Source organism: Mycobacteroides chelonae (assembly GCF_016767715.1).
Lineage (GTDB): Bacteria > Actinomycetota > Actinomycetes > Mycobacteriales > Mycobacteriaceae > Mycobacterium > Mycobacterium gwanakae.
This window is the reverse complement of the sequence record NZ_CP050145.1, coordinates 2,591,764-2,610,595: the sequence shown is the minus strand read 5'-3', so window position 1 is coordinate 2,610,595 and position 18,832 is coordinate 2,591,764. Positions and strand designations below refer to the sequence as shown.

20 protein-coding genes and 2 pseudogenes are annotated in these 18,832 nt (G+C 61.6%); 15 read left to right on the top strand and 7 right to left on the bottom strand.

Translation table 11 applies throughout. The features are described from left to right. Window positions 1–77: 77 nt before the first annotated feature. The 7 genes and pseudogenes from HBA99_RS12850 to HBA99_RS24840 form a co-directional block, all read left to right on the top strand. Window positions 78–1,208, top strand: a complete 1,131-nt coding sequence (locus tag HBA99_RS12850) for a VOC family protein (protein WP_070930831.1) — start codon at window positions 78–80, stop codon at window positions 1,206–1,208. Next, complete coding sequence (locus HBA99_RS12845; protein ID WP_046253713.1) at window positions 1,205–2,143, top strand: fumarylacetoacetate hydrolase family protein; 939 nt, start codon at window positions 1,205–1,207, stop codon at window positions 2,141–2,143. Before HBA99_RS12850 ends, HBA99_RS12845 begins: the two co-directional genes overlap by 4 nt. A 112-nt stretch (window positions 2,144–2,255) precedes the next feature. Next, window positions 2,256–3,812, top strand: coding sequence for a bifunctional 3-(3-hydroxy-phenyl)propionate/3-hydroxycinnamic acid hydroxylase MhpA (mhpA, locus tag HBA99_RS12840; RefSeq protein WP_070952502.1), 1,557 nt, complete (start codon window positions 2,256–2,258; stop codon window positions 3,810–3,812). Window positions 3,813–3,838: 26 nt separating this feature from the next. Beyond that, window positions 3,839–4,300: an MmpS family transport accessory protein gene (locus HBA99_RS12835; RefSeq protein ID WP_070952625.1), complete on the top strand. Its 462-nt coding sequence runs from the start codon at window positions 3,839–3,841 to the stop codon at window positions 4,298–4,300. Further along, window positions 4,297–7,236 (top strand): MMPL/RND family transporter, encoded by a 2,940-nt coding sequence (locus tag HBA99_RS12830; protein WP_070952626.1) that lies wholly within the window; start codon window positions 4,297–4,299, stop codon window positions 7,234–7,236. The genes HBA99_RS12835 and HBA99_RS12830 overlap by 4 nt, the downstream gene beginning before the upstream one ends. Before the next feature lie 360 nt (window positions 7,237–7,596). Then, the gene (locus tag HBA99_RS12825) at window positions 7,597–8,355 is read left to right on the top strand and encodes an ABC transporter permease (protein ID WP_070952501.1); all 759 of its coding nucleotides are present in this window, start codon (window positions 7,597–7,599) and stop codon (window positions 8,353–8,355) included. Between the two features lie 60 nt (window positions 8,356–8,415). Then, window positions 8,416–8,631: pseudogene (locus HBA99_RS24840) on the top strand (hypothetical protein); the annotation flags it as partial. Here the strand turns inward: HBA99_RS24840 and HBA99_RS12815 are convergent. Further along, window positions 8,588–8,914: a MerR family transcriptional regulator gene (locus tag HBA99_RS12815; protein WP_420063469.1), complete on the bottom strand. Its 327-nt coding sequence runs from the start codon at window positions 8,912–8,914 to the stop codon at window positions 8,588–8,590. The pseudogene HBA99_RS24840 and the gene HBA99_RS12815 sit on opposite strands and share 44 nt — an antisense overlap. A gap of 135 nt (window positions 8,915–9,049) precedes the next feature. On the opposite strand from HBA99_RS12815, the gene HBA99_RS12810 reads away from it, so the two are divergent. The 4 genes and pseudogenes from HBA99_RS12810 to HBA99_RS12795 form a co-directional block, all read left to right on the top strand. Continuing rightward, window positions 9,050–9,538, top strand: a complete 489-nt coding sequence (locus HBA99_RS12810) for an Hsp20/alpha crystallin family protein (protein ID WP_081342913.1) — start codon at window positions 9,050–9,052, stop codon at window positions 9,536–9,538. 152 nt (window positions 9,539–9,690) lie between these two features. Then, a complete protein-coding gene (locus HBA99_RS12805; protein WP_131822831.1) occupies window positions 9,691–9,993 on the top strand; it encodes a hypothetical protein in 303 nt (100 codons plus the stop codon). Window positions 9,994–10,231: 238 nt separating this feature from the next. After that, window positions 10,232–10,405: a hypothetical protein gene (locus HBA99_RS12800; RefSeq protein ID WP_165610938.1), complete on the top strand. Its 174-nt coding sequence runs from the start codon at window positions 10,232–10,234 to the stop codon at window positions 10,403–10,405. Window positions 10,406–10,540: 135 nt separating this feature from the next. Beyond that, window positions 10,541–11,152: pseudogene (locus HBA99_RS12795) on the top strand (MmyB family transcriptional regulator); the annotation flags it as partial. Between the two features lie 252 nt (window positions 11,153–11,404). Here the strand turns inward: HBA99_RS12795 and HBA99_RS12790 are convergent. Both HBA99_RS12790 and HBA99_RS12785 read right to left on the bottom strand, forming a co-directional pair. After that, on the bottom strand, window positions 11,405–11,932 hold the full coding sequence (locus tag HBA99_RS12790) for a hypothetical protein (protein ID WP_070930833.1): 528 nt from the start codon (window positions 11,930–11,932) through the stop codon (window positions 11,405–11,407). Window positions 11,933–12,090: 158 nt separating this feature from the next. Beyond that, complete coding sequence (locus tag HBA99_RS12785; RefSeq protein WP_070930834.1) at window positions 12,091–12,537, bottom strand: DUF3887 domain-containing protein; 447 nt, start codon at window positions 12,535–12,537, stop codon at window positions 12,091–12,093. A 186-nt stretch (window positions 12,538–12,723) separates the two neighbouring features. Between HBA99_RS12785 and HBA99_RS12780 the strand changes: the two genes are divergently transcribed. Together HBA99_RS12780 and HBA99_RS12775 are read left to right on the top strand one after the other, a co-directional pair. After that, window positions 12,724–13,680 (top strand): 2OG-Fe(II) oxygenase, encoded by a 957-nt coding sequence (locus HBA99_RS12780; protein WP_070930835.1) that lies wholly within the window; start codon window positions 12,724–12,726, stop codon window positions 13,678–13,680. Window positions 13,681–13,707: 27 nt separating this feature from the next. After that, window positions 13,708–14,538: an SDR family NAD(P)-dependent oxidoreductase gene (locus HBA99_RS12775; protein ID WP_070924212.1), complete on the top strand. Its 831-nt coding sequence runs from the start codon at window positions 13,708–13,710 to the stop codon at window positions 14,536–14,538. Window positions 14,539–14,598: 60 nt separating this feature from the next. Here the strand turns inward: HBA99_RS12775 and HBA99_RS12770 are convergent, their stop codons facing one another. The 3 genes from HBA99_RS12770 to HBA99_RS12760 are packed head-to-tail and all read right to left on the bottom strand — an operon-like array spanning window position 14,599 to window position 16,427. Next, window positions 14,599–15,024, bottom strand: a complete 426-nt coding sequence (locus HBA99_RS12770) for a hypothetical protein (RefSeq protein ID WP_070930836.1) — start codon at window positions 15,022–15,024, stop codon at window positions 14,599–14,601. Window positions 15,025–15,032: 8 nt separating this feature from the next. Next, the gene (locus HBA99_RS12765; RefSeq protein ID WP_070924210.1) at window positions 15,033–15,467 is read right to left on the bottom strand and encodes a cupin domain-containing protein; all 435 of its coding nucleotides are present in this window, start codon (window positions 15,465–15,467) and stop codon (window positions 15,033–15,035) included. A 6-nt stretch (window positions 15,468–15,473) separates the two neighbouring features. Continuing rightward, window positions 15,474–16,427: an NADP-dependent oxidoreductase gene (locus HBA99_RS12760; protein ID WP_070930837.1), complete on the bottom strand. Its 954-nt coding sequence runs from the start codon at window positions 16,425–16,427 to the stop codon at window positions 15,474–15,476. 143 nt (window positions 16,428–16,570) lie between these two features. Here HBA99_RS12760 and HBA99_RS12755 point away from each other — a divergent pair, with 143 nt between their 5' ends. Together HBA99_RS12755 and HBA99_RS12750 are read left to right on the top strand one after the other, a co-directional pair. Further along, window positions 16,571–17,494 carry a LysR family transcriptional regulator gene (locus HBA99_RS12755; protein WP_070952500.1) on the top strand — a complete coding sequence of 308 codons (924 nt, stop codon included), beginning with the start codon at window positions 16,571–16,573 and terminating at the stop codon, window positions 17,492–17,494. 159 nt (window positions 17,495–17,653) lie between these two features. Then, window positions 17,654–18,340, top strand: a complete 687-nt coding sequence (locus HBA99_RS12750) for a class I SAM-dependent methyltransferase (protein WP_057969105.1) — start codon at window positions 17,654–17,656, stop codon at window positions 18,338–18,340. On the opposite strand, the gene HBA99_RS12745 is transcribed toward HBA99_RS12750, so the two are convergent. Then, complete coding sequence (locus HBA99_RS12745) at window positions 18,337–18,765, bottom strand: cellulose-binding domain-containing protein (RefSeq protein ID WP_046253706.1); 429 nt, start codon at window positions 18,763–18,765, stop codon at window positions 18,337–18,339. The two genes, HBA99_RS12750 and HBA99_RS12745, sit on opposite strands and share 4 nt — an antisense overlap. Between the last annotated feature and the right edge of the window lie 67 nt (window positions 18,766–18,832).

Sequence of the window (18,832 nt, the reverse complement as noted above, 5' to 3'; positions counted from 1 at the left end):
TTTGATGATTTCATCAGAACCTCTTGACTGAGCATCACGTCGTATGTGACGATTTCGTCAGTATGAAAGGGGTGCGGATGACCGAGCTGTTCGGCGCACACAATGAGCTCCACAGCGCGCAGGGAGCCCTCAAAGGCGAGCATTGCGGGCGGTCGCGCAACCCCGTGATCAAGGTGGCCGATATCGCCTGGCTCGAATTCGAGAAACCAGACCTTCAGCGGGCCGAGGCCTTCGCCAGCGCGTTCGGTTTCGACACCTCGTTACGAACCAACGAGGAACTCCATCTGCGTGGCAGCGATTCGACGGCGCCGTGCGTGATCGTGCACCGCGGAAACCGGAGCAGGTTCCTCGGGGTCGCGTTCGCCGCTGCCGACAAAGCGGACCTGTCGCGACTGTCCACTGCGGCCGGCGCACGGACCAGGCCACTGCCGACGACCATCGGCGGCAAGGCGGTCGATCTGGTCGACCCAAGCGGTGTGCCGGTGCACGTGGTGGCTGGAATGCACTCCCTCGACGCGTTCCCGTCTCAGCCTCCGCACCGCTACAACATGGGACACGAGGTTCACCGGATCAATGCCGCCCAGCGCCCGCGTCGGGAACCCACCACAGTGCAACGGCTCGGCCACCTCGTCATGCAGTCGACGAAGTACCTCGAGACGCTGAACTGGTATCTCGACACCCTCGGCATGATCGTCAGCGACTTCCTGTACTTCCCGGGACAACGCGGCCGTGGGCCCACCATGAGCTTCATCCGATGCGACAGAGGGTCGATCCCCGCCGATCACCACACCCTGGCGCTGGCCCTCGGACCACAGAACCGCTATGTGCACTCGGCCTATCAGGTATGCGATCTCGATGCGCTGGCCGCCGGCGGCGAATATCTCACGGAGCAAGGCTATTTCCGGTCCTGGGGAATCGGGCGCCACATCCAGGGTAGTCAGCTCTTCGACTACTGGCGCGACCCTGATGGCTTCATGGTCGAGCACTTCACCGATGGGGACCTTTTCGACTCGACCCTGCAACCGGGTTGGGCACCTTTCACCGCCTCGGGCCTGGCCCAATGGGGACCACCGGCCAGCAAGGACTTCCTCGGCACCAATCCGAAATCCCTACCGCACGAAGCACAGTCGATCTTCGCAGCCCTGCGAGGCGACAACGAATTCGATATCAACCGCCTCATCGGCCTGCTGAAAGTAGCGAACTCATGACCATCTCCGTTCTGCGCACCGCCGACGCCTGGTGGGCGCACACCGCCACCGGTGCCGCAAAGATCGCCACCAACGCGACCACGACCGGCGCACTGCTCGCCGACCGCGCCGCCATCGAAGCCGCCGCCTCAGATATCACCACGGTGCCTGTCGACGGCCTCGATCTGCTCTCCCCCGTGACCGCACCCTGCCGGGTGGTCGCCCAGATGACCAACTTCGCCTCGCATGTCAAAGACGCCGGTATGGACCCAAAGACCATCCCGCTGACCTTTTTTCGCAAGTCCTCCGGCTCGATCAGCGGACCTTTCGATGACATCGTCAAACCCGTCCACGTGCAGTTCCTGGACTACGAAGTGGAGATCGGCGTAGTCATCGGACGCGAGCTTCCCGTCGGCACCGAGGTCAGCGAGGAGAACCTCGCGGACTACATCGCGGCCTGGGTGGTAACCAATGATGTGTCGGCCCGCGACGTCCAACTGACGAAAACCCAATTCTACGAAGCCAAGTCGTATCCATCGTTCACACCGGTTGGCCCCTCACTGGTACTGATCGATCCTGCTGAATTGCAACGATTTAAGGAACTCCGGCTCCAGTTAAAGGTCAACGGGCAACTCCGCCAGAACATGCTTGTCGGCGCCGACATGATCTTCTCACCGCTGCAAGCGCTGCAAGCTCTGACCCGATTCCAACGTCTTGATGCTGGAGATCTGCTGTTGACCGGCACACCGATCGGTACCGCACTAAGCGCCCCACCCAAACCGATCGAGAAGATCGGTGCGCTGCTGCCGCCCGCACTCAAATGGCGCCTGTTCTTTGCCTCTCAAGGCAAAAATCTCAAGTACCTGCGGGACGGCGACGTGGTGGAGACCTCGGTGGCCACCGATGACGGCAGCATCTGCCTGGGAACCCAGCGCAACACGGTGAGGTTCTCGTGACGACCGGAACCGAGGACCTGATCATTCGCGGCGGCCACAACATCGATCCAGCCACCACCGAAGATGCGCTGCTATCACATCCGGCGGTCGCCGCGCAGATCCGATGCCCGTCGTGAACGCCTCGGCGCAGCCGTCATTTCCGGTTGTCATCGTCGGCGCGGGCCCAACCGGTGTCACCGCCGCGACGCTGTTGGCTCAGCACGGCGTGCAGTGTCTGCTTCTTGACCGGTGGGCCACGGTGTACCCGCAACCGCGCGCAGTGCATCTGGACGACGAGGTCTACCGCATTCTCGCTCAGCTGGGCGTCGCCGAGCAGTTCGCCGCCATCTCCCGCCCCGGTGCCGGCATGCGGCTGCTCGATCACCGCAGGCAGGTGCTGGCCCAGATCGCGCGCGCCCCCATCGGTGTACATGGATACCCGCAAGCCAACATGTTCGACCAGCCCGAACTAGAGCAGCTGCTGCGCGCCAACCTCACCAACTATCCTCAGGTCACGTTACGCGGCGGCGTGGAAGTCACGGCCATCGCACATATCAGCGCCAGTCAGGTGCAGGTTACGTTCACTGACCGTGACAGCGGCAACGAGCACACGGTCACAGCAACCTACGTGCTCGGCTGCGACGGCGCCAACAGCGTGGTCAGGACCACGATCGGCGCCAGCATGACGGCGCGCCGATTCGCGCAACGATGGCTCGTGGCCGACCTCACCACCGAAGCCGACCTAGGCCACTGGGACGGCGTGCATCACCTGTGCGACCCATACCGACCGACCACATTCATGCGGATCGGGACACGCCGCTACCGCTGGGAATTCAAACTGCACCACGACGAGGCCGTAGCAGATTACGACACCGTCGAGAAACTGCAGCCGCTGATCGCTGCCTGGACGGGCGCGACCTCGACCGGCGAGCTGAACCTGGTTCGGGTCACTGAATACACCTTCCGCGCCCATGTCGCCAACCATTGGCGTGACCGCAACGTGTTCATTCTCGGCGATGCCGCCCACCTGACACCGCCGTTCGTGGGACAAGGCATGGGCGCTGGACTCAGAGACGCGGCGAACCTCACCTGGAAACTGGCCGGAGTACTCACCGGCCAGCTGCCTGCAGACATGTTGGACACCTACCAACAAGAACGAAAACCCCACGCCTGGAAAATGATCGCCCTCGCCCTGACTGTCGGAGCGGCTATGACCGCCCGCGGCACAGCAGCTACCGCGATACGGAACTTGCTTGCTCCGCGCCTGCAGCACATACCGGGGCTACGGTCGCGGATACAGCACTCAGGCACCCCACCCCTCACACGGTCTGCGCTCGTGATCAAGGCTCCCCGCCGACGGCAACTGGCGGGGACACAGATCCCCAATCTCGTTCTCAGCCAGGGCCACCGGATCGACACCGTCCTGGGCAACGGGTTCGCGCTCGCCACCTCCGAAACCGTCGACGCTGATCAGCGAACACAACTGCATCGGCGCGGCGCCATCACCATCATCGAACCTCGCGGATCCGAGCTCGACCGATGGCTGCGCCGCGGCGGCGCCTGCGCAGCCCTGATTCGCCCCGACCGCACCGTCATGAAAACGGCTCGTTACCCCAGCGAAATAGCTTTCACCACAACACTATTTACCCCACACAACCAGCCCACCTCTACTCACCGGGAGACCCCATGAAGCGCCGCACCGACACAGTCTCGACGATGAGCCGACGCAAACAATCAAAAGGCCAAGCCGGCCGAATCCTGGGCGCGTTGTGGATGCCGTTGGTGGCAGTTCTCGTCATCGTGGTCGTCGGTTTTGGGGTGAATCGCATTCGGGAGAAATCACGTGCGATCAGCCACCCACCGACTACCCGTCCGATCCCGGCCACGGTGGTGCAGATCAATCCCAAGAATGTCACCTACGAGGTGTTCGGTGATCTCGGCAATAGCGGAAAAGTGTCCTATGCCAACCTCAACAGCGAACCTGTCGACGTCGTGCTGACCTCGCTGCCGTGGTCGGTTTCGGAAACCACCATGGCCTCGGCGGCCTCGCTGAGCCTGGTCGCGCAGGTGGACGGCAACTCGTTGGGATGCCGGATCCGGGTCAATGGCGAGGTTCGTGAGGAACAGGTCGTCAACCACACCGGTGCCGCGGTCGCATGCACGGTGACGGCAGCATGACGTCGGGTCAGCAGCCGCCGCCGCCTGGTGACGACGCCGACACGGTGCCGACCCAGCGCGCGATGAAGCAAGTGGCGCAGAAGCACCCCGCACCCGCGCGCTGGCTTCGGGTGCTGGCGATTCCGGTGGTGCTGTTCTGGGTCATTGCCGCCGCAGTCCTGAACATCTTTGTGCCCTCCCTCGAAGAAACGACCGCCGCCAACGCCAAGGCGATGATTCCGCGTGATGCACCGTCCTCGGCGGCCGCGATCACCCAGGGCCAGGACTTCCAGGAGTCCGACTACACCAGCGCTGCGGTCATCGTGCTCGAGACCCAGGGCCGCACACTCAGCGACCAGGACCACCAGTACTACAACACATTGGTCCGCGAACTGCGCGAGGACAAGGAGCATGTGCAGTCGCTGATGGATCTATGGGGCGATCCGGTTACCCGGTCGGGTCAGCAGAGCGCGGACGCACAGGCCGCAACCTTGACCGTGCGGCCGGCCGGAGATTTGGCTGACGCCGACTCTAACAGGTCGATCAAGGCCATCCGCGGCATCATCGACAAGCTCGACAAGGACAAACCCGAGGGACTCACGGTCTACGTCAGTGGGCCGGCGCCGCTGGCTTCGGACACCCTCACCGCCGCTGACGAGAGCATGCTCATGCTGACGATCGTCACCATCGTGGTGATCGTCATCATGCTGTTGATCGCCTATCGGTCATTCACCCGGGCGATCATTCCTCTTGTTGGCGTGTTGATTACGTTGGCCACAGCCCGTGGCGTGGTCTCGCTTCTGGTCGAAAATCACATCATCGGAATCTCGTCGTTCGCGATGAACATGGCGGTGTCTCTGGTCCTGGGTGTGGCCACCGATTACGGCATCTTCTATCTCGGCCGATTCCAGGAAGCGCGGCGCGCGGGCGAGGATCGCGAGTCGGCGTACTACACCTCGGTGCGCAGTGTCGCGCACGTCGTCATCGGCTCGGGCGTGGCGATCTCGGGTGCGTGCCTGTGCTTGAGCCTGACCACGCTCGACTACTTCCGTACCCTGGGCCCACCGTGTTTCGCGGCGATGGTGGTAGCCGTTATCTCGGCCCTCACGCTGGGGCCGGCCCTGTTGACACTGGGCAGCAAGGTGCCATGGCTTTCCGAGCCGGCCAAAACCAGCCCGGCCTGGCGCAAGCTGGGCACGGCGATCGCCAAGTGGCCTGCCGCGATGATCGCCGTTGCGGCGCTGGTGATTCCGCTGTGCATCGCAAACCTGGCGAACTACACGGTGAGCTATAACGACCGCGATTACGCGCCCAAGAGCGTCGAATCATCGCAGGGCTACACGGCCGCCGATCGGCATTTCCAGCCGAGTCAGCTCTCCATCGACACCCTATACATCAAGGCAGATCACGACATGCGCAACACCACCGACATGATCAGCCTGGACCGGATTGCCAAGAATATTGTTCGCACGCCGGGTATTTCGATGGTGCAGAGCATCACCCGTCCCAACGGCCGACCGCTAGAACACGCCTCGTTGCCCTATTCCATGGGTTCGATGGGAACCAAGATCGGCCAAAACCTCGGATTCTTGAAAGACCGCGTCGCCGATATCGACACCATCGCCGCCCGCATGGGCGACATGATTGCCTCGACCGAAAAGATGGCGGGCCTCACACGGCAGTTGGCTGAAGGCGCGCAGATCTCCACAGAGGCCGCTAAGGGGCTCAAGGACGTAATGGAGAAGATGCGCGACAACATAGCCAATTTCGATGACTCATTTCGCCCAATACGCAACTATCTGTATTGGGAACCGCACTGTTTCGACATCCCGATGTGTTGGGCCATGCGCTCGCTGAACGAGTCGCTCGACAGTATCGACGAAACGACGCAGTACCTCGGGCCGATGGTCGATGGTCTGACAAAGATCTCCACCGCCACCCCGCAGATGATCACCCAGCTCAACGCGATGGTGCAGAACATGACCATCATGCAACGGCTAACGCTGACCACGCAGAGTCTGGTCCATGCCACCGTCACTCAGATGGAGCCGATGGTCAACCCGATGGTCGACATGGCGCAGGCGTTCGACAACGCCAAGAACGACGACTTCTTCTTCCTGCCACCGGATTCCTTCAAAACAAAGGAATTCCAGTCTGGGTTGAAGTTCATGATGACCCCCGATGGCAAGGGTGCCCGGATCATGATCTACCACCAAGGTGAAGCAATGAGCCCCGAGGGAATCGACCAGATCCGGCGTGCCGATGCCGCAGCTCACGAAGCCATCAAGGGCACCTCTCTGTCGGACGTGGAGCTTCTCATGGCCGGCTCATCCGCCAATTTCCGTGATGTACAGGCGTTTTCCCGCAACGACATTCTGACGATGATGCTGGCCACGTTCGGATTGGTGTTCCTCATCGTCATGGCCATTACCCGAACCCTAGCCGGATCGGTGATCGTATTGATCACCGTGGTGCTGTCCTTCCTCGGCTCGCTGGGACTGGCAGTCTTCATCTGGGAAACCCTGATCGGCATCGAATTACATTGGCTGACACTGCCTATTGCGTTCATCGTGCTTGTAGGGGTGGGTTGCGACTACAACTTGCTGCTGCTCTCTCGATACCGCGAAGAGCTGTCGGCGGGTATCCGCACGGGCCTGATTCGCACTATTGCCGGTTCCGGCAACGTCGCCGTCACCGCCGCATTCGTGCTCGCCGGCACCATGCTCGCCATGCTCTCCAGCGACGTGGTCAACATCGGCCAAGCCGGAGCAACCATCTGCATCGGACTGATCTTCGACATGATGATCGTGCGCCTCTTCCTTGTCATGCCACTGGCCCGCCTGCTCGGCCCGTGGTTCTGGTGGCCGCAGAAACTGCCCGTCCGTCGTAACGCCCAATTCAGCGAGGCGCCGGGCCCCGGACCACAATCCATCAGCGAGGCCGGACCCCACGTGTAGATGCGCGGTCATGAGCAAAGGCACCGGTACCAACCCCGACGGGCAAGCAAGCTAAACCTAAGCGGGAACAGCAATCCACGGATAAATCAAAACCCAGATAAATAGGAAGTGGCTAACCGAACAACGCGGTTGGCAACCGTGAGGAGTCGTGTTCACTCTCCAGTACATCTACAACATCATCCGCCGCCATGAACGCCTGCCACTCAGGCTGATTGCCGATTAGGCGCGCGTAGACGGTCGAAACTCGATGACGACGGAAATCTGCACCACCACTTCGGGGGGCGGGCAGTCCCGACCGGCAGCGAAACTGAGATGTTGTCAATGAGGCGTGATCGTTGTTGACGTCGGAGACTTGTTGCTGTGAGTAGCACGCAGCTTGTTCTTGGTCCGGTACTGGTGTCGGTGTGTGTGGTGATGGTGCTGGCGTCGGCCGTGGTGTACCGGGTGGCCGCTATCGGATCGGTGTGGACGGTGCCGTGGGTGTCGCTGCGGGGTGTGGTGCAGTTGGCGGTCGTCGCTGGAGTTTTGGTGGCGGCGATGGCCCGGCTGTGGTCCTCGGCGCTGGTGCTGGTGGGCATGTTTGTGGTAGCCGGTGTGACTGCCGCCAAACGTATTCGGGCGAGTCGGGGTGCGGCATGGACGGCCGGCGCGCTAGCTGTGGGGTGGGTTTCGGTGCTGCCACTGCTACTGGTGTCGGGCGCGGTGCCGCTGACCGGTGTTGCGGTGGTTCCGATCGCCGCCATTGTGCTGGGCAATGCGATGACCGGTATCTCGGTAGCGGCGCGGCTGGCGCTGGACGCTATCGCGGCGCGTGTGGGCGAGGTAGAGGCCGCGTTGAGTTTGGGCATGAGTGAGCGCGATTCGCGGATGGGGGTGATCGACCGGGTGGCGGCCACTTCCCTGCTGCCGACGGTCGATTCGACCCGCACCGTCGGATTGGTCACCTTACCGGGCGCGTTCGTGGGTGTGCTGCTGAGCACCGGTTCGGCGGCGCAGGCCGCGGCCGTGCAGATTCTGATTCTGATTGCGCTGCTGCTGTCCCAGACATGCGCTGTCGCGGTGACTATCGAGCTGATCGCCCGCGGCATCATCTGCCGCGGGCCCCGCACGGCAAGCTAACAGAGATAGATGTTCGGGAGCAGGGCGCCGAAGCATGGCCAGCAGTGCCACGGCTGTGAGGGACTGTTCACCGGAACTCGTACCGGCCGCAGCATCGTCTACACCCTCTACGACACGCACGTTGCCCAACTGCTCAACGAAGCGATCTACACATCGAGCACTGGTGCCTGGGCGTGCGCGACACCACCGCTTAGCCCGGTTCGTCGGCCGGCATCAGGTCGGCATCCTGGGTCTACGACTGGCTCGCGCTCGCGGCAGCACGTAATGCATGGTTAGCGTCTTCTAGGTCCAGGATGCGGCCAATGCCGGCGATGTTGACCCCGGCAGCGACCAGGATGACGATGCGTTCGATACGCGCTAGATCGTCGGTGCTGTAACGGCGAGTGCCTCCGCCGGTCCGCGCCGGGGCAAGCAGGCCGTGGCGTTCCCACAAGCGCAGTGATTGTGTTGGCGCCCCAGATAATTCGGCAGCCACCGTGATCCCATATACCCCTCGGGCCGGTGCGGGAAGCCCATAGCCGGGGGTTGAGCCTAGCGAGGACGCACCGTCGTCGATCACGTTCAAATTTTTCCCGTTTCCCTACTTGCACTCAACGTGGGTGAGTGCTAAATAGAATCTATACCAACTGGCATAGATAAGCTAGTTGGAAACGCACAGATGGCACAGGAGAAAGGACAGATGGAGGTGGCTACCATGCTGCTGCGTACAGACCCATTCCGGGAGTTGGACCGTCTCACCCAGCAGGTGCCGGGCACGGCGGCCCGGCCAGCGACGATGCTGATGGATGCGTGGCGCGACGGGGACGAGTTCCACGTGGAGTTCGACTTGCCGGGCATCGCGGCAGATTCGCTGGATCTGGATATCGAGAACAATGTCGTGACGGTGCGCGCCAACCGCGCTCCAGTGGATTCGTCCCGTGAAATGCTCGCCGCCGAGCGGCCCCGTGGCGTGTTTTCTCGCCAGCTGGTGCTGGGCAACAACCTGGACACCGGCCGGATCACCGCCGACTACCGTGACGGGGTACTACGGCTGGTAATCCCTGTGGCAGAGAAGGCCAAGCCCCGCAAGATCACCGTCGACCGGCGCGAATCCGCCAGGGCGATCGATGACAACACGGTGATCACCGAGGACGGCGAGCGGGTGCACGGCAACGCTGCCGCCAAAGAACCGGTCAGCGCCTGATCTGGGAGTGGTCGCCCTGAAGGGGTGTCCCGGGGTGACCGGGCAGGTTGCTTCGCTTGCCCGGTCACTCCCCCGGGCGCCGCGCCAACGGCGGCTGTGCGCTCTGGGATCCTCATTGGCCGGTCCGATGCTGACAGCGGAAGGAGATAGCGATGACGCAGTGCACCACGATGGCAGCGCCCAGTTCCATCGAGCCGTACACCCTGGCCACGTCCCTGACCGTGGACGACCCGCCGGTGGTGCTGGCGCTAATCGACGAAATCGATGCCATCTTCGAGTCCGCTGCGCCCGCCCCTGTCAGCCAGCGGCCGGCGCCACCAGCGGTTGGGTGTGCCCTGTGTGGGCCCCGGCGCGCTGGTCGGTCTTACCCACATCGACAGGCCGCGCATAGTGAACCGGTCCAGCGGATCGACCCGACACAACGCAGCCCTCCGCGTCAGCTGAAGCACCCTTGAGACCCGACGACCGTATTGACTGACACGTGAAAGCGAGGTGGTGGCATCACAACCGCGGCGGCCGGCCGCCCGCCATCTGGACCACACCCTCGGCGCCCATGCATCAAGCGCGCCAACGCCTAGCCTAGGCAACACTTCCCATGGCTGGGGCGGCCCCGCCACCACAAACTTGAAGTCCTGCAATCGTCACCGAACGACCGCATTGTTGTCATCCTCCCGACACAGGAGAGGCCGAACCATGCTCAAACACGACGACATACCCACCGGCAACACCCGCGTCCTCATCGTGGAAGCAGACCTGACCGACTGGTCCGAACAACACCACGCCGTGGTGCTACCCGACGACGAATACCCCCATACCGCCCATCGACACATTGCAGCAGTTGACGAGCCGTATGCGAAAGGCTGTTAGACGGCAGCACTCACACCTACGACGGGCCTGGTGAACCGTTACGTCAAGCAGTCGTCCTACCTTCGTACATATCCCGGTGCTCAGTCTCAGGTGAATGTGAGTCCGGTGAGTTCCTCGGAAACTGTCCAGATCTGTCTCTCTCGGGACGAGCGCGACCACCTGTTCCGGCTTGCCGGACACCAACCACCAGTTCGTAACTCGTGCAACGAGCACGTCAGTCCCGGCATCCTGCGTATCTTCGATAGGCTCACTGACACCTCTGCTGAGATCGTTACTGAGCTCGGTGAGACCCTGCGTCAGACGCCACTCAGCGTCGCGCTCCTGGGCGACCTGTGCAGGCACAGCGGAGCGTCGCGAAGCAGTGGGTACCGGTGGTTCACCGACCCGACTGCACGTGACCTCTATCTACGCGAGGATCACGAGTTCTACTCTCGCATGTACGTTTCGGGGCTCAGAGGTGTACTCACTCTACGGGGCTCCGAGTCGAAGGCGGCCCGGTTTGTGGAGTTACTCATGGCCGAGAGCGCGGAGTTCCGCAGCCTGTGGAAGCAGCACGAGGTCGGCGTCACGCCACGAGAGGTCAAGCGCTACCAGCACCCGGAGGTCGGGCTTCTCGAACTCCACTGCCAGATCCTGATGGACCCCTACGAGTCGCACTCGCTCTTGGTCTATACGGCAGTGCCGGGGAGCGAAAGCTACGAGAAGCTCGAACTGCTCTCGTTTATCGGCGCGATCCCCTCCGGCTGACTAACAGCGCCTACTTCGTGATCGATGGGCCGCTGCACTAGATCAACAAGCCGGGCATTAGAGGAGGGTGAGCGGCCTTACCGCGGTGGGCCGATGGCAATGTGTCCTAATCGACGCCCCTGTCGAGGCTGCAATGAACGCATATGGCGCCGTGATCGATCCTGAGTTGGCGCTCTTATTAGATCGACTTGCTCTCGGTGCCGACCCTGCGGTACCGCATCCCGTTGCGGCCAATTTCTTCCGCCAAAGGTTCTAGAATGTCGAGCTGTCGTCTGGGCCGAGCACGAAACCGTGTGGGGCCCTTGAGGTTGACTCGCCAGGTCCCGGGACCGTGTCGACAACGCAGGCGGTCATCGCCTGGTCAACCGCGCACGTACCGGTCCACACCCCGCGGGTGAACACGACCTTGCTACCAGCCGGCAACAGTTTCGCCTGCCCAGGACCGGGCGGAGAGTTGCCGAACTTACCGGCTTCCATATAGCTCGCGGTCACGCTGCTATAGCTACTCCCCGGAATCGGCCCGGTGCACGTCGCGATGTCCCACATTCCTCGAACGTTGATCACCACACTGCAGTTCTGGCCGGCGGGAGTGCTGAACTGCACGCTGCTCACGGCACCGTTGTATCCGCTGGTCGGGATCGCGACCGTGTAGTCGGACGTATTCACCGCGGTGTACCGATCCAGGTCCGGCAATAGCGGTTCAGCGACGGCAGGCGGCGCCCATGACAAGCCGCTAACTGCCAGTGCTCCGATACATCCCAAAGCCCGAGCGGACGCCATTCCGCCAGGTTAACAGCATGCGCCCGCCGTTCGAGCTCGGCGACGATATTGCCACAGCTAAGGAGTGAAGAAGGTTTGGTACGTCGCGCGTGATGCCGAATGCGAAGGCGGCTTCCGGGATGATTGGAACGGCGACTGCTGATGCCTGACAAGCGAACTCAGGGTACGGGGACGCCGTCCTTAAGGAAGTACAGACCCGCGACGGATCCGTCCGGGTGGACGGTCAGCCGGAACTGGCCGGGTGCACGCTCCATCTGGAGAGGCACGTTCACCACGGTCAGCTCGCCGCGCTGGACGTCGTGGGGATCACCGTGTGATTGATACGCACCCAACAGTTCCTGGTAGGTGATCCATGCTTGCCCCAGAGCCGGAGCCGACAACATATCTGCCATCGTCCGGTCGAAATGGGTGGTGGCGGCTGCGTTGTCACCCTGCACGATGTGATCCAGCGTTGCCAGCGCCAGTTGGTCCGGACTGTCGGCAGGGCTTGCTGTTCGAGTCTCCGCCCGGCCACAGGCAACCGCACTTACGGCAACAGCACCCACCGTCGCCAGTGTCACCACAGCGCGAAGCCGGGAGCTTCTGAGCGCTCGTGCGTACCCCATAGGCCTGAAGATACTCCCATCGACTGTCCGTCTCAGCCCTCCCAAGCAACCTTCAGCCACAGAACATCGATTTGGTTGGGACCGAAACCATGGCACTGCACTACCCCACTGTTGCATCGTGCAGACGCAAAGAACGCGGACGGCTGCCTGGACTCCGCATGCTCTAGTGCGAGGAGCAGATATCTGATGCAGATCGATAATGAACTTTCCAACGAGTCAACAGAATCCCTCGAAGACTATGTGGGCAAATACGGCACACTCCGCAAGACAGATACCGTTGTCAGAGTCGAAGAACTCGAACGAAACGCGTCAGACCTGGCCCAAAAATTCCATACCGCTCAACCATTTCCGCATCTGGTGGTCGACGATTTCCTCCGCCTGCCCTCCGAGACCGCCGCCGACTTCCCCGGCATCGATTGGCCCTGGTGGAACAACTGGGAAGACGGATACATTCGGAACAAGCGATTCTGCGCCGAGATAGACCTCATCCCGGAACCGTTCAAAACTGTCATCAGAGAACTTAACGAACCCCGCTTCCTGAGCGCGCTCGAAAAGATCACCGGCATCGGGCAGTTGCTCCCCGATCCCTATCTGTTCGGGGGCGGTATTCACCTCAGCGGCGCGGGCGGCGTCCTGACTCCCCACACCGACTTCCACTATCTTCGCGCGCTAAATCTCTACCGCCGCATCAACGTTATCGTCTACTTGAATGACAGCTGGTCGCTCGATAACGGAGGTTGCCTGTCGCTCTACGACGCGGAGGGCCGGGCCGTTCGGACGGTCATTCCTGTCTGGGGCAGGGCCCTCATCTTTCGCACCGATGACCAGTCGGTGCACGGATTCCCCCATCCCGTCGCCGAAGGCTCATGGCGGCAATCGCTGGCGCTGTTCTACTACACCGCCGCGCCGGCCGACAGCTTCGGTGGCGACGAGACGACGTACTACAGGGAGCACGGAGCGCAGGACGGCATCGCCCGAAAGGCCCGACTACTCGTCTTCAAACGTCTTCTGAACCTCAGCCGCAACATCAGCATGTGCGCGTATGTCGTGAACCCCAATCTCGGCGTCCCCGCAGTCAAAGCGCATTTCGCTTATCTTCGCAAGGCCAAAGCCCGCGACATAGCCAGAAAGTTGCAGCATTAGAAACCGGACCCACATCAGGAGGCAGGAGTGGAAGGCTATAGCGGCAAGGTGGCCGTGGTGACCGGCGCAGGCTCGGGCATCGGGCGCGCTCTAGCGCTCGAGCTGGCTCGCTCGGGCGCCAAAGTTGCCATCAGCGATGTGAACATCGAGGGACTCTCCGAGACCGAACGACAGGTGCAAGCCCTCGGGGCCGAGGTACGCGCCGACCTTCTCAATGTCGTTGAGCGTGAGGCTTTCCTGCTCTACGCCGACTCCATAACAAGGCAGTTCAGCAAGGTCAACCAGATATTCAACAATGCCGGCATCGCCTATGCCGGTGATGTCGGGGTGAGCCCGTTCAAGGACATGGAGCGCATCTTCGATGTCGACTTCTGGGGTGTCGTCAACGGCACCAAAGCATTCCTGCCCCACCTGATCGCCTCCGGCGACGGCCACGTCATCAACGTCTCCAGCCTGTTCGGCTTGTTGTCCCTGCCTGGCCAGAGTGCCTACAACGCCCCGAAGTTCGCAGTGCGCGGCTTCACCGAGTCACTGCGCCAGGAGATGATCATCGGCAAGAAACCGGTCGCCGTCACCTGCGTGCACCCGGGCGGTATCAAGACTGCCATCGCCCGTAACGCCACCGTCGCGGAAGGTATCGATGTGCGGGCGGCGGCCGCCGCGTTCGACAAGTATCTGGCGATCACCAGCCCAGAGGCCGCCGCCCGCATCATCCTTACCGCCGTGCGCAAGAAGAAACCCCGCGTGCTCGTCGGACCCGATGCCAAGCTGCTCGATGTGCTCGTCCGGGTAATGGGAGCGCGCTACCAAGACCTCTTCTCTGTGTTTACCGGTCTCGCAGTGTCCACGCCAAACTAGTTCGCGGCTGCGATCCGCCGCTGGCATGGGCCGTCCAGATTGCAGTGACTCTCAAGGACGTCAACTCGTATGCGACGGCGACCTTGTGCCGAGTATCGCGTACGCCGCGCCAGCGCTGGCCGCGGAGAAAACGCTGTAGCTGAACGGTGCCTCCAGTCCGATAGATACCGCCATGCTGGCCCCAAACATAATGAGCAACAGGCATGTTGCCGCACCGACAAGCGCGGGCCTCCATGCGATGAGAAGCAAGACCGCCAGGATCACTTCGGCGGCAGTGGAAGCCCACACGATGACGGACAGTAACCATCCGGAGGCCAACGGAATCAGCTGATGGGTGTACGCGGTGAAGGCACCCATGCTCCCCCAACTGCCCTGCCCGAGCGGTGCCCACCACCCGAATCGGTCAGCAACTGCGGACAGAAAGGCCGTCGCGAGCGACACGCGCAGCGCTAGCTCGACGACCTTGACTCGGTCAAGCGTGTACACAAATCCTCCTACTGCGTGGTCGCGTCATCGGTAGTCAACGGTCCATCTCCGGTATCGACCAGGAAGACTGCGAGTAACTCGGCTGGCTCTGTGGCGCTGGCATTTTCGCCGATCGTGTGGTGCGCGCCGGGGTCTTCGTACCAGGTTTCGCCGGCGTGATACACCCGTGATGGCTGGCCCTCGACTTGGCTGCGAATCGCACCTAAGATCACGTACGCCATGATGAATGCTGACTTCGCATGACGGTGAGCCATACTTTTTGTGCCCGGCGGATAACTCACGGTCACTGATATCAAGGACTTTCCAGGCACATTGGTCGGCCGATCGAATACTTCTCGGACTACCGGGTTTTCGCCCACATTTTGCGGCGAACGTCCGGCGCAGGCCACGGGCACCAGCATCACGGCGGCGCCCATGGCGACAAGCAGAACTTTCGGAACCATGTGGGCTCATCCCCTTTCGGATTGACGCGACTTGTCGCCTCGAGCGGCGGCGAGCAACTGGATAATCGTCTTGCCGGGAGTCTTATGGTCGGGGTCGAAAGCCCTCACCGCGTTCTCGAGGGGAAGAATGCACCCGATGTCTTGGCGTATTCTGCCGTCGCGCAATCTTTCTTCCAGAAAAGTCAACTGTGCACGGTCTGGTTCGACGACAAAGAAGACCGCACGCGCTCCCCGGGGAATGATCCGTGGGGGCTCGGCAATGGTGACCAGCGTGCCACCGGCACGCACCAATTGCGCTGAACGATCAAGGGTCTCACCGCCAAGGACATCGAACACCACATCAACCGCACCGACATCTTCAATCGAATCGCTACCCAGGTCAACGAATTCATCCGCCTTAAGCCCCAAAATCTGCTCGCGCTGAACCGCGCGTCCGCTGCCGATGACGTAGGCGCCGGCCTCGTGCGCGAGTTGTACGGCGACGGAGCCGACTGCACCTGCCGCACCGTGTATCAGCACGCACTGGCCGGCGGTGATCTGCGCATGGACGAACATCGCCTGCCAGGCTGTCAGGCCAGAGACAGGCAGGGCCGCCGCAGCTGCGTGATCGACATCAGCCGCGAGTGGCGCAAGATTACGCGCTTCCACTGCGACGTACTCTGCCAACGTTCCATTCCGCGCCCAGTCTGTGATGCCAAAGACTCGTTGTCCTACCGTCAGCCCGGTTGTTCCATAGCCCAATTCGGCTATCACACCGGATACTTCGTGCCCCGGAATGCTAGGAGCCCGGTCCCGTCCCGAGCGGTCGGCCCAGGTTCCGGGCCAGTCGAGTTCACCGGGAGTGAATCCGGCGGCATGTACCCGGACGATGACGTCGTTCTCCGCGGCATGCGGGTAAGGCATGTCCATCAACGACAGCCCGACACCCTCGGTGCCTTGCTGCGCGACGATCGCCTTCATCGTCACTGCTGCTTTCGAAGACATATCCATGGCAGGCATCCTCATCCTTTCGTCCGTGTCCCTCTCCATCACAGTCGCCGCAACCCATCTAGTCCAACGCATACTTTTGATAGATTTCATCTACTAAATAGATGAGGTGGCAGATGGAACTTCGACAGTTGGAACATTTTGTTGCCGTTGCCAGTGAGATGAGCTTCTCCCGGGCGGTTCAGCGTGCCCACGTTGTCCAGTCCGCGCTGTCTACTTCGGTGAGCAAGTTAGAGAAGGAACTTGGGGTGGAACTGTTCGACCGTACGCGGCAACAGATCCGTTTGACCCCGGCCGGAGAGTTGTTCCACACGCATGCCATTCGCGTCATCCAGACCGCCCGGCATGCCAAAGATTCCGTCGGAGATTTCCGTGGCGCGCTGACCGGGAGGGTCGATCTCGGCGCACTCATCTCCTGTGGGCCGCTCGACGTACCCGAGGTGCTGGGGCAGTTCCACCGCGACTATCCGCTGGTCCAAATCCGCTTGCGGCAAAGCCAAACCGGATCGAGCGCATACTTGTCGGCCATCGCCAACGGAACCCTCGACCTAGCCCTTGTCTCAGCGCCCGATCGGTTTCCGGCAGATGTTCAGATGCGGCTCCTCTGTGCAGAGCCCATGATGTTTGTCTGCCGACCCGATCACCGACTCGCCGAACGAAGCCACGTCAGCATCACCGAACTTGTCGACGAACACCTCATCGGCTTTCCCAGCCAGTTTGGCTTGCGACGCTTGGTCGACGACGCCTTTGCCGCCGCGGGTGTCACCGCGTTCACGCCGCATGAAGTCGCCCTTGAGTATTCGATCGCTGCGAGCCTCGTCCAGCATGGGCTCGGCACCATCTTCATGCCTGCCAGCGAGGCCACACAGTTCGCGCACTTGCGCGCGCTCGCCGTCCGCCCTGCCATCACGTGGAAGATCTACCTCGCGTCGGCCGAACAATCTCAACTCGGACCGGCGAGCGCACAACTGGCGGAACGTCTCATCGCCTCCGCACACCCTCCACCCACGTGCGATCTTTCTAAACCATCCCGTAAATAGTCCGTAATACGTTTCCAATTTGTTATCGGTTTTCAGCAGATTGACAACTTTCGCGTAGCCTCTATTCAGCAATGGAGAGTAATTTACCCTTTGAAAAATGGTCGGCTTGAGCAAAACAATTTGTTGCCGGCCGTCGGTATCGCACCTAATATCGGCAATATGCCAACATTTGATGTGAATGCCGTGGACTGGGACGAGTTGTACAGGGGCGAAGCGGTTTATGCGCCTGGTGATCCGGGGTGGAATATCGGCGAGATGCAACCCGAAATAGCAGCTCTACACCGGCAAGGTCGATTTGAGAGCCCGATCCTCGATTCTGGGTGCGGGGTGGGGTTGACCTCGCTAAAGCTGGCCGATCATGGGTACCAAGTCGTGGGTCTCGATCTATCTGGCAGTGCGATAGACAAAGCGCAGAGAGCGGCCGCCCAGCTTGGCTTGGATGCTATTTTCAATACAGCTGACCTGACCGCAGACACCGGCTACCACAATTATTTTAATACCGTCATTGATGGCCTTGTATTTCACTGCCTACCCGATGAGCTCAGAGAAAGCTATGTGCGATCACTGGCGCGAGCGCTCAGGCCCGGCGGCAAGTTCTTTGCACTTGTTTTTGCGACCGAGGCCTTTCCGCCAGATGCCGAATTCGGGCCCCGGCCGTTCACCGAACAGCAGCTGCACAGCATCGTGGGGCGGCACTTGGTCATCGACGAGATCCGGCGCGCACGAGCATGGGTGAATGTTCCCAGCCAGTTGCCCGAAGGCTTCGAGTATCGCGGTGTGACGATCGGCTCCGACGGACGCGCCCAGTTACCGGCCTGGTTGGTTTCTGCGCACCGCAGCCTCTAGCTGCATGGAACTTGCCCGTTGAGCACACAGTTCAACGGTGGTGTGTAGGAACCGCTCAGCACGCCCCGTAGACCGCCGGTGGCCGAACCTCCTGGCGCGATGATGCGATTCCAGTTCGCGGGACTCAGAACGTAGTGGGTACCAGATTGCGTCACACTGCTGCTCCACGTGTGCCGGATGGACTCTCCGATCGGCAGGTCGAACTCGAGCCGCCAATCGGAGAGCGGCACCGTGCTCAAGTTGGTGATCGTGAAACTAGCGATGAAACCGGTCTGCCACGTCGATGTCACCGACAACGTCGCCGCGGCCGCGGCCGCGTGAGCTACCGGCACAATGGGGAGTGCGAGGCCAGCAAGTATCGATGCCGACACGGTTACGTGAAGGGCTGTGCGCCAGCGCTTCACGTAACCGACAAGTCCCGCCATAACAGCCAACACTAAAGCCACGCGGCGGAGATAGGCCCCCGCATCGCGGGTAAGACGCAGTACCTTT

Coding starts and splice junctions, on each gene's coding strand:
- HBA99_RS12835 (WP_070952625.1), top strand. CDS start 3,839: ATGAGCCGACGCAAACAATCAAAAGGCCAAGCCGGCCGAATCCTGGGC.
- HBA99_RS12800 (WP_165610938.1), top strand. CDS start 10,232: ATGCTCAAACACGACGACATACCCACCGGCAACACCCGCGTCCTCATC.
- HBA99_RS12850 (WP_070930831.1), top strand. CDS start 78: ATGACCGAGCTGTTCGGCGCACACAATGAGCTCCACAGCGCGCAGGGA.
- HBA99_RS12810 (WP_081342913.1), top strand. CDS start 9,050: ATGCTGCTGCGTACAGACCCATTCCGGGAGTTGGACCGTCTCACCCAG.
- HBA99_RS12745 (WP_046253706.1), bottom strand. CDS start 18,765: ATGGCGGGACTTGTCGGTTACGTGAAGCGCTGGCGCACAGCCCTTCAC.
- HBA99_RS12785 (WP_070930834.1), bottom strand. CDS start 12,537: ATGGGGTACGCACGAGCGCTCAGAAGCTCCCGGCTTCGCGCTGTGGTG.
- HBA99_RS12755 (WP_070952500.1), top strand. CDS start 16,571: ATGGAACTTCGACAGTTGGAACATTTTGTTGCCGTTGCCAGTGAGATG.
- HBA99_RS12760 (WP_070930837.1), bottom strand. CDS start 16,427: ATGAAGGCGATCGTCGCGCAGCAAGGCACCGAGGGTGTCGGGCTGTCG.
- HBA99_RS12780 (WP_070930835.1), top strand. CDS start 12,724: ATGCAGATCGATAATGAACTTTCCAACGAGTCAACAGAATCCCTCGAA.
- HBA99_RS12750 (WP_057969105.1), top strand. CDS start 17,654: ATGCCAACATTTGATGTGAATGCCGTGGACTGGGACGAGTTGTACAGG.
- HBA99_RS12765 (WP_070924210.1), bottom strand. CDS start 15,467: ATGGTTCCGAAAGTTCTGCTTGTCGCCATGGGCGCCGCCGTGATGCTG.
- HBA99_RS12845 (WP_046253713.1), top strand. CDS start 1,205: ATGACCATCTCCGTTCTGCGCACCGCCGACGCCTGGTGGGCGCACACC.
- HBA99_RS12830 (WP_070952626.1), top strand. CDS start 4,297: ATGACGTCGGGTCAGCAGCCGCCGCCGCCTGGTGACGACGCCGACACG.
- HBA99_RS12805 (WP_131822831.1), top strand. CDS start 9,691: ATGACGCAGTGCACCACGATGGCAGCGCCCAGTTCCATCGAGCCGTAC.
- HBA99_RS12790 (WP_070930833.1), bottom strand. CDS start 11,932: ATGGCGTCCGCTCGGGCTTTGGGATGTATCGGAGCACTGGCAGTTAGC.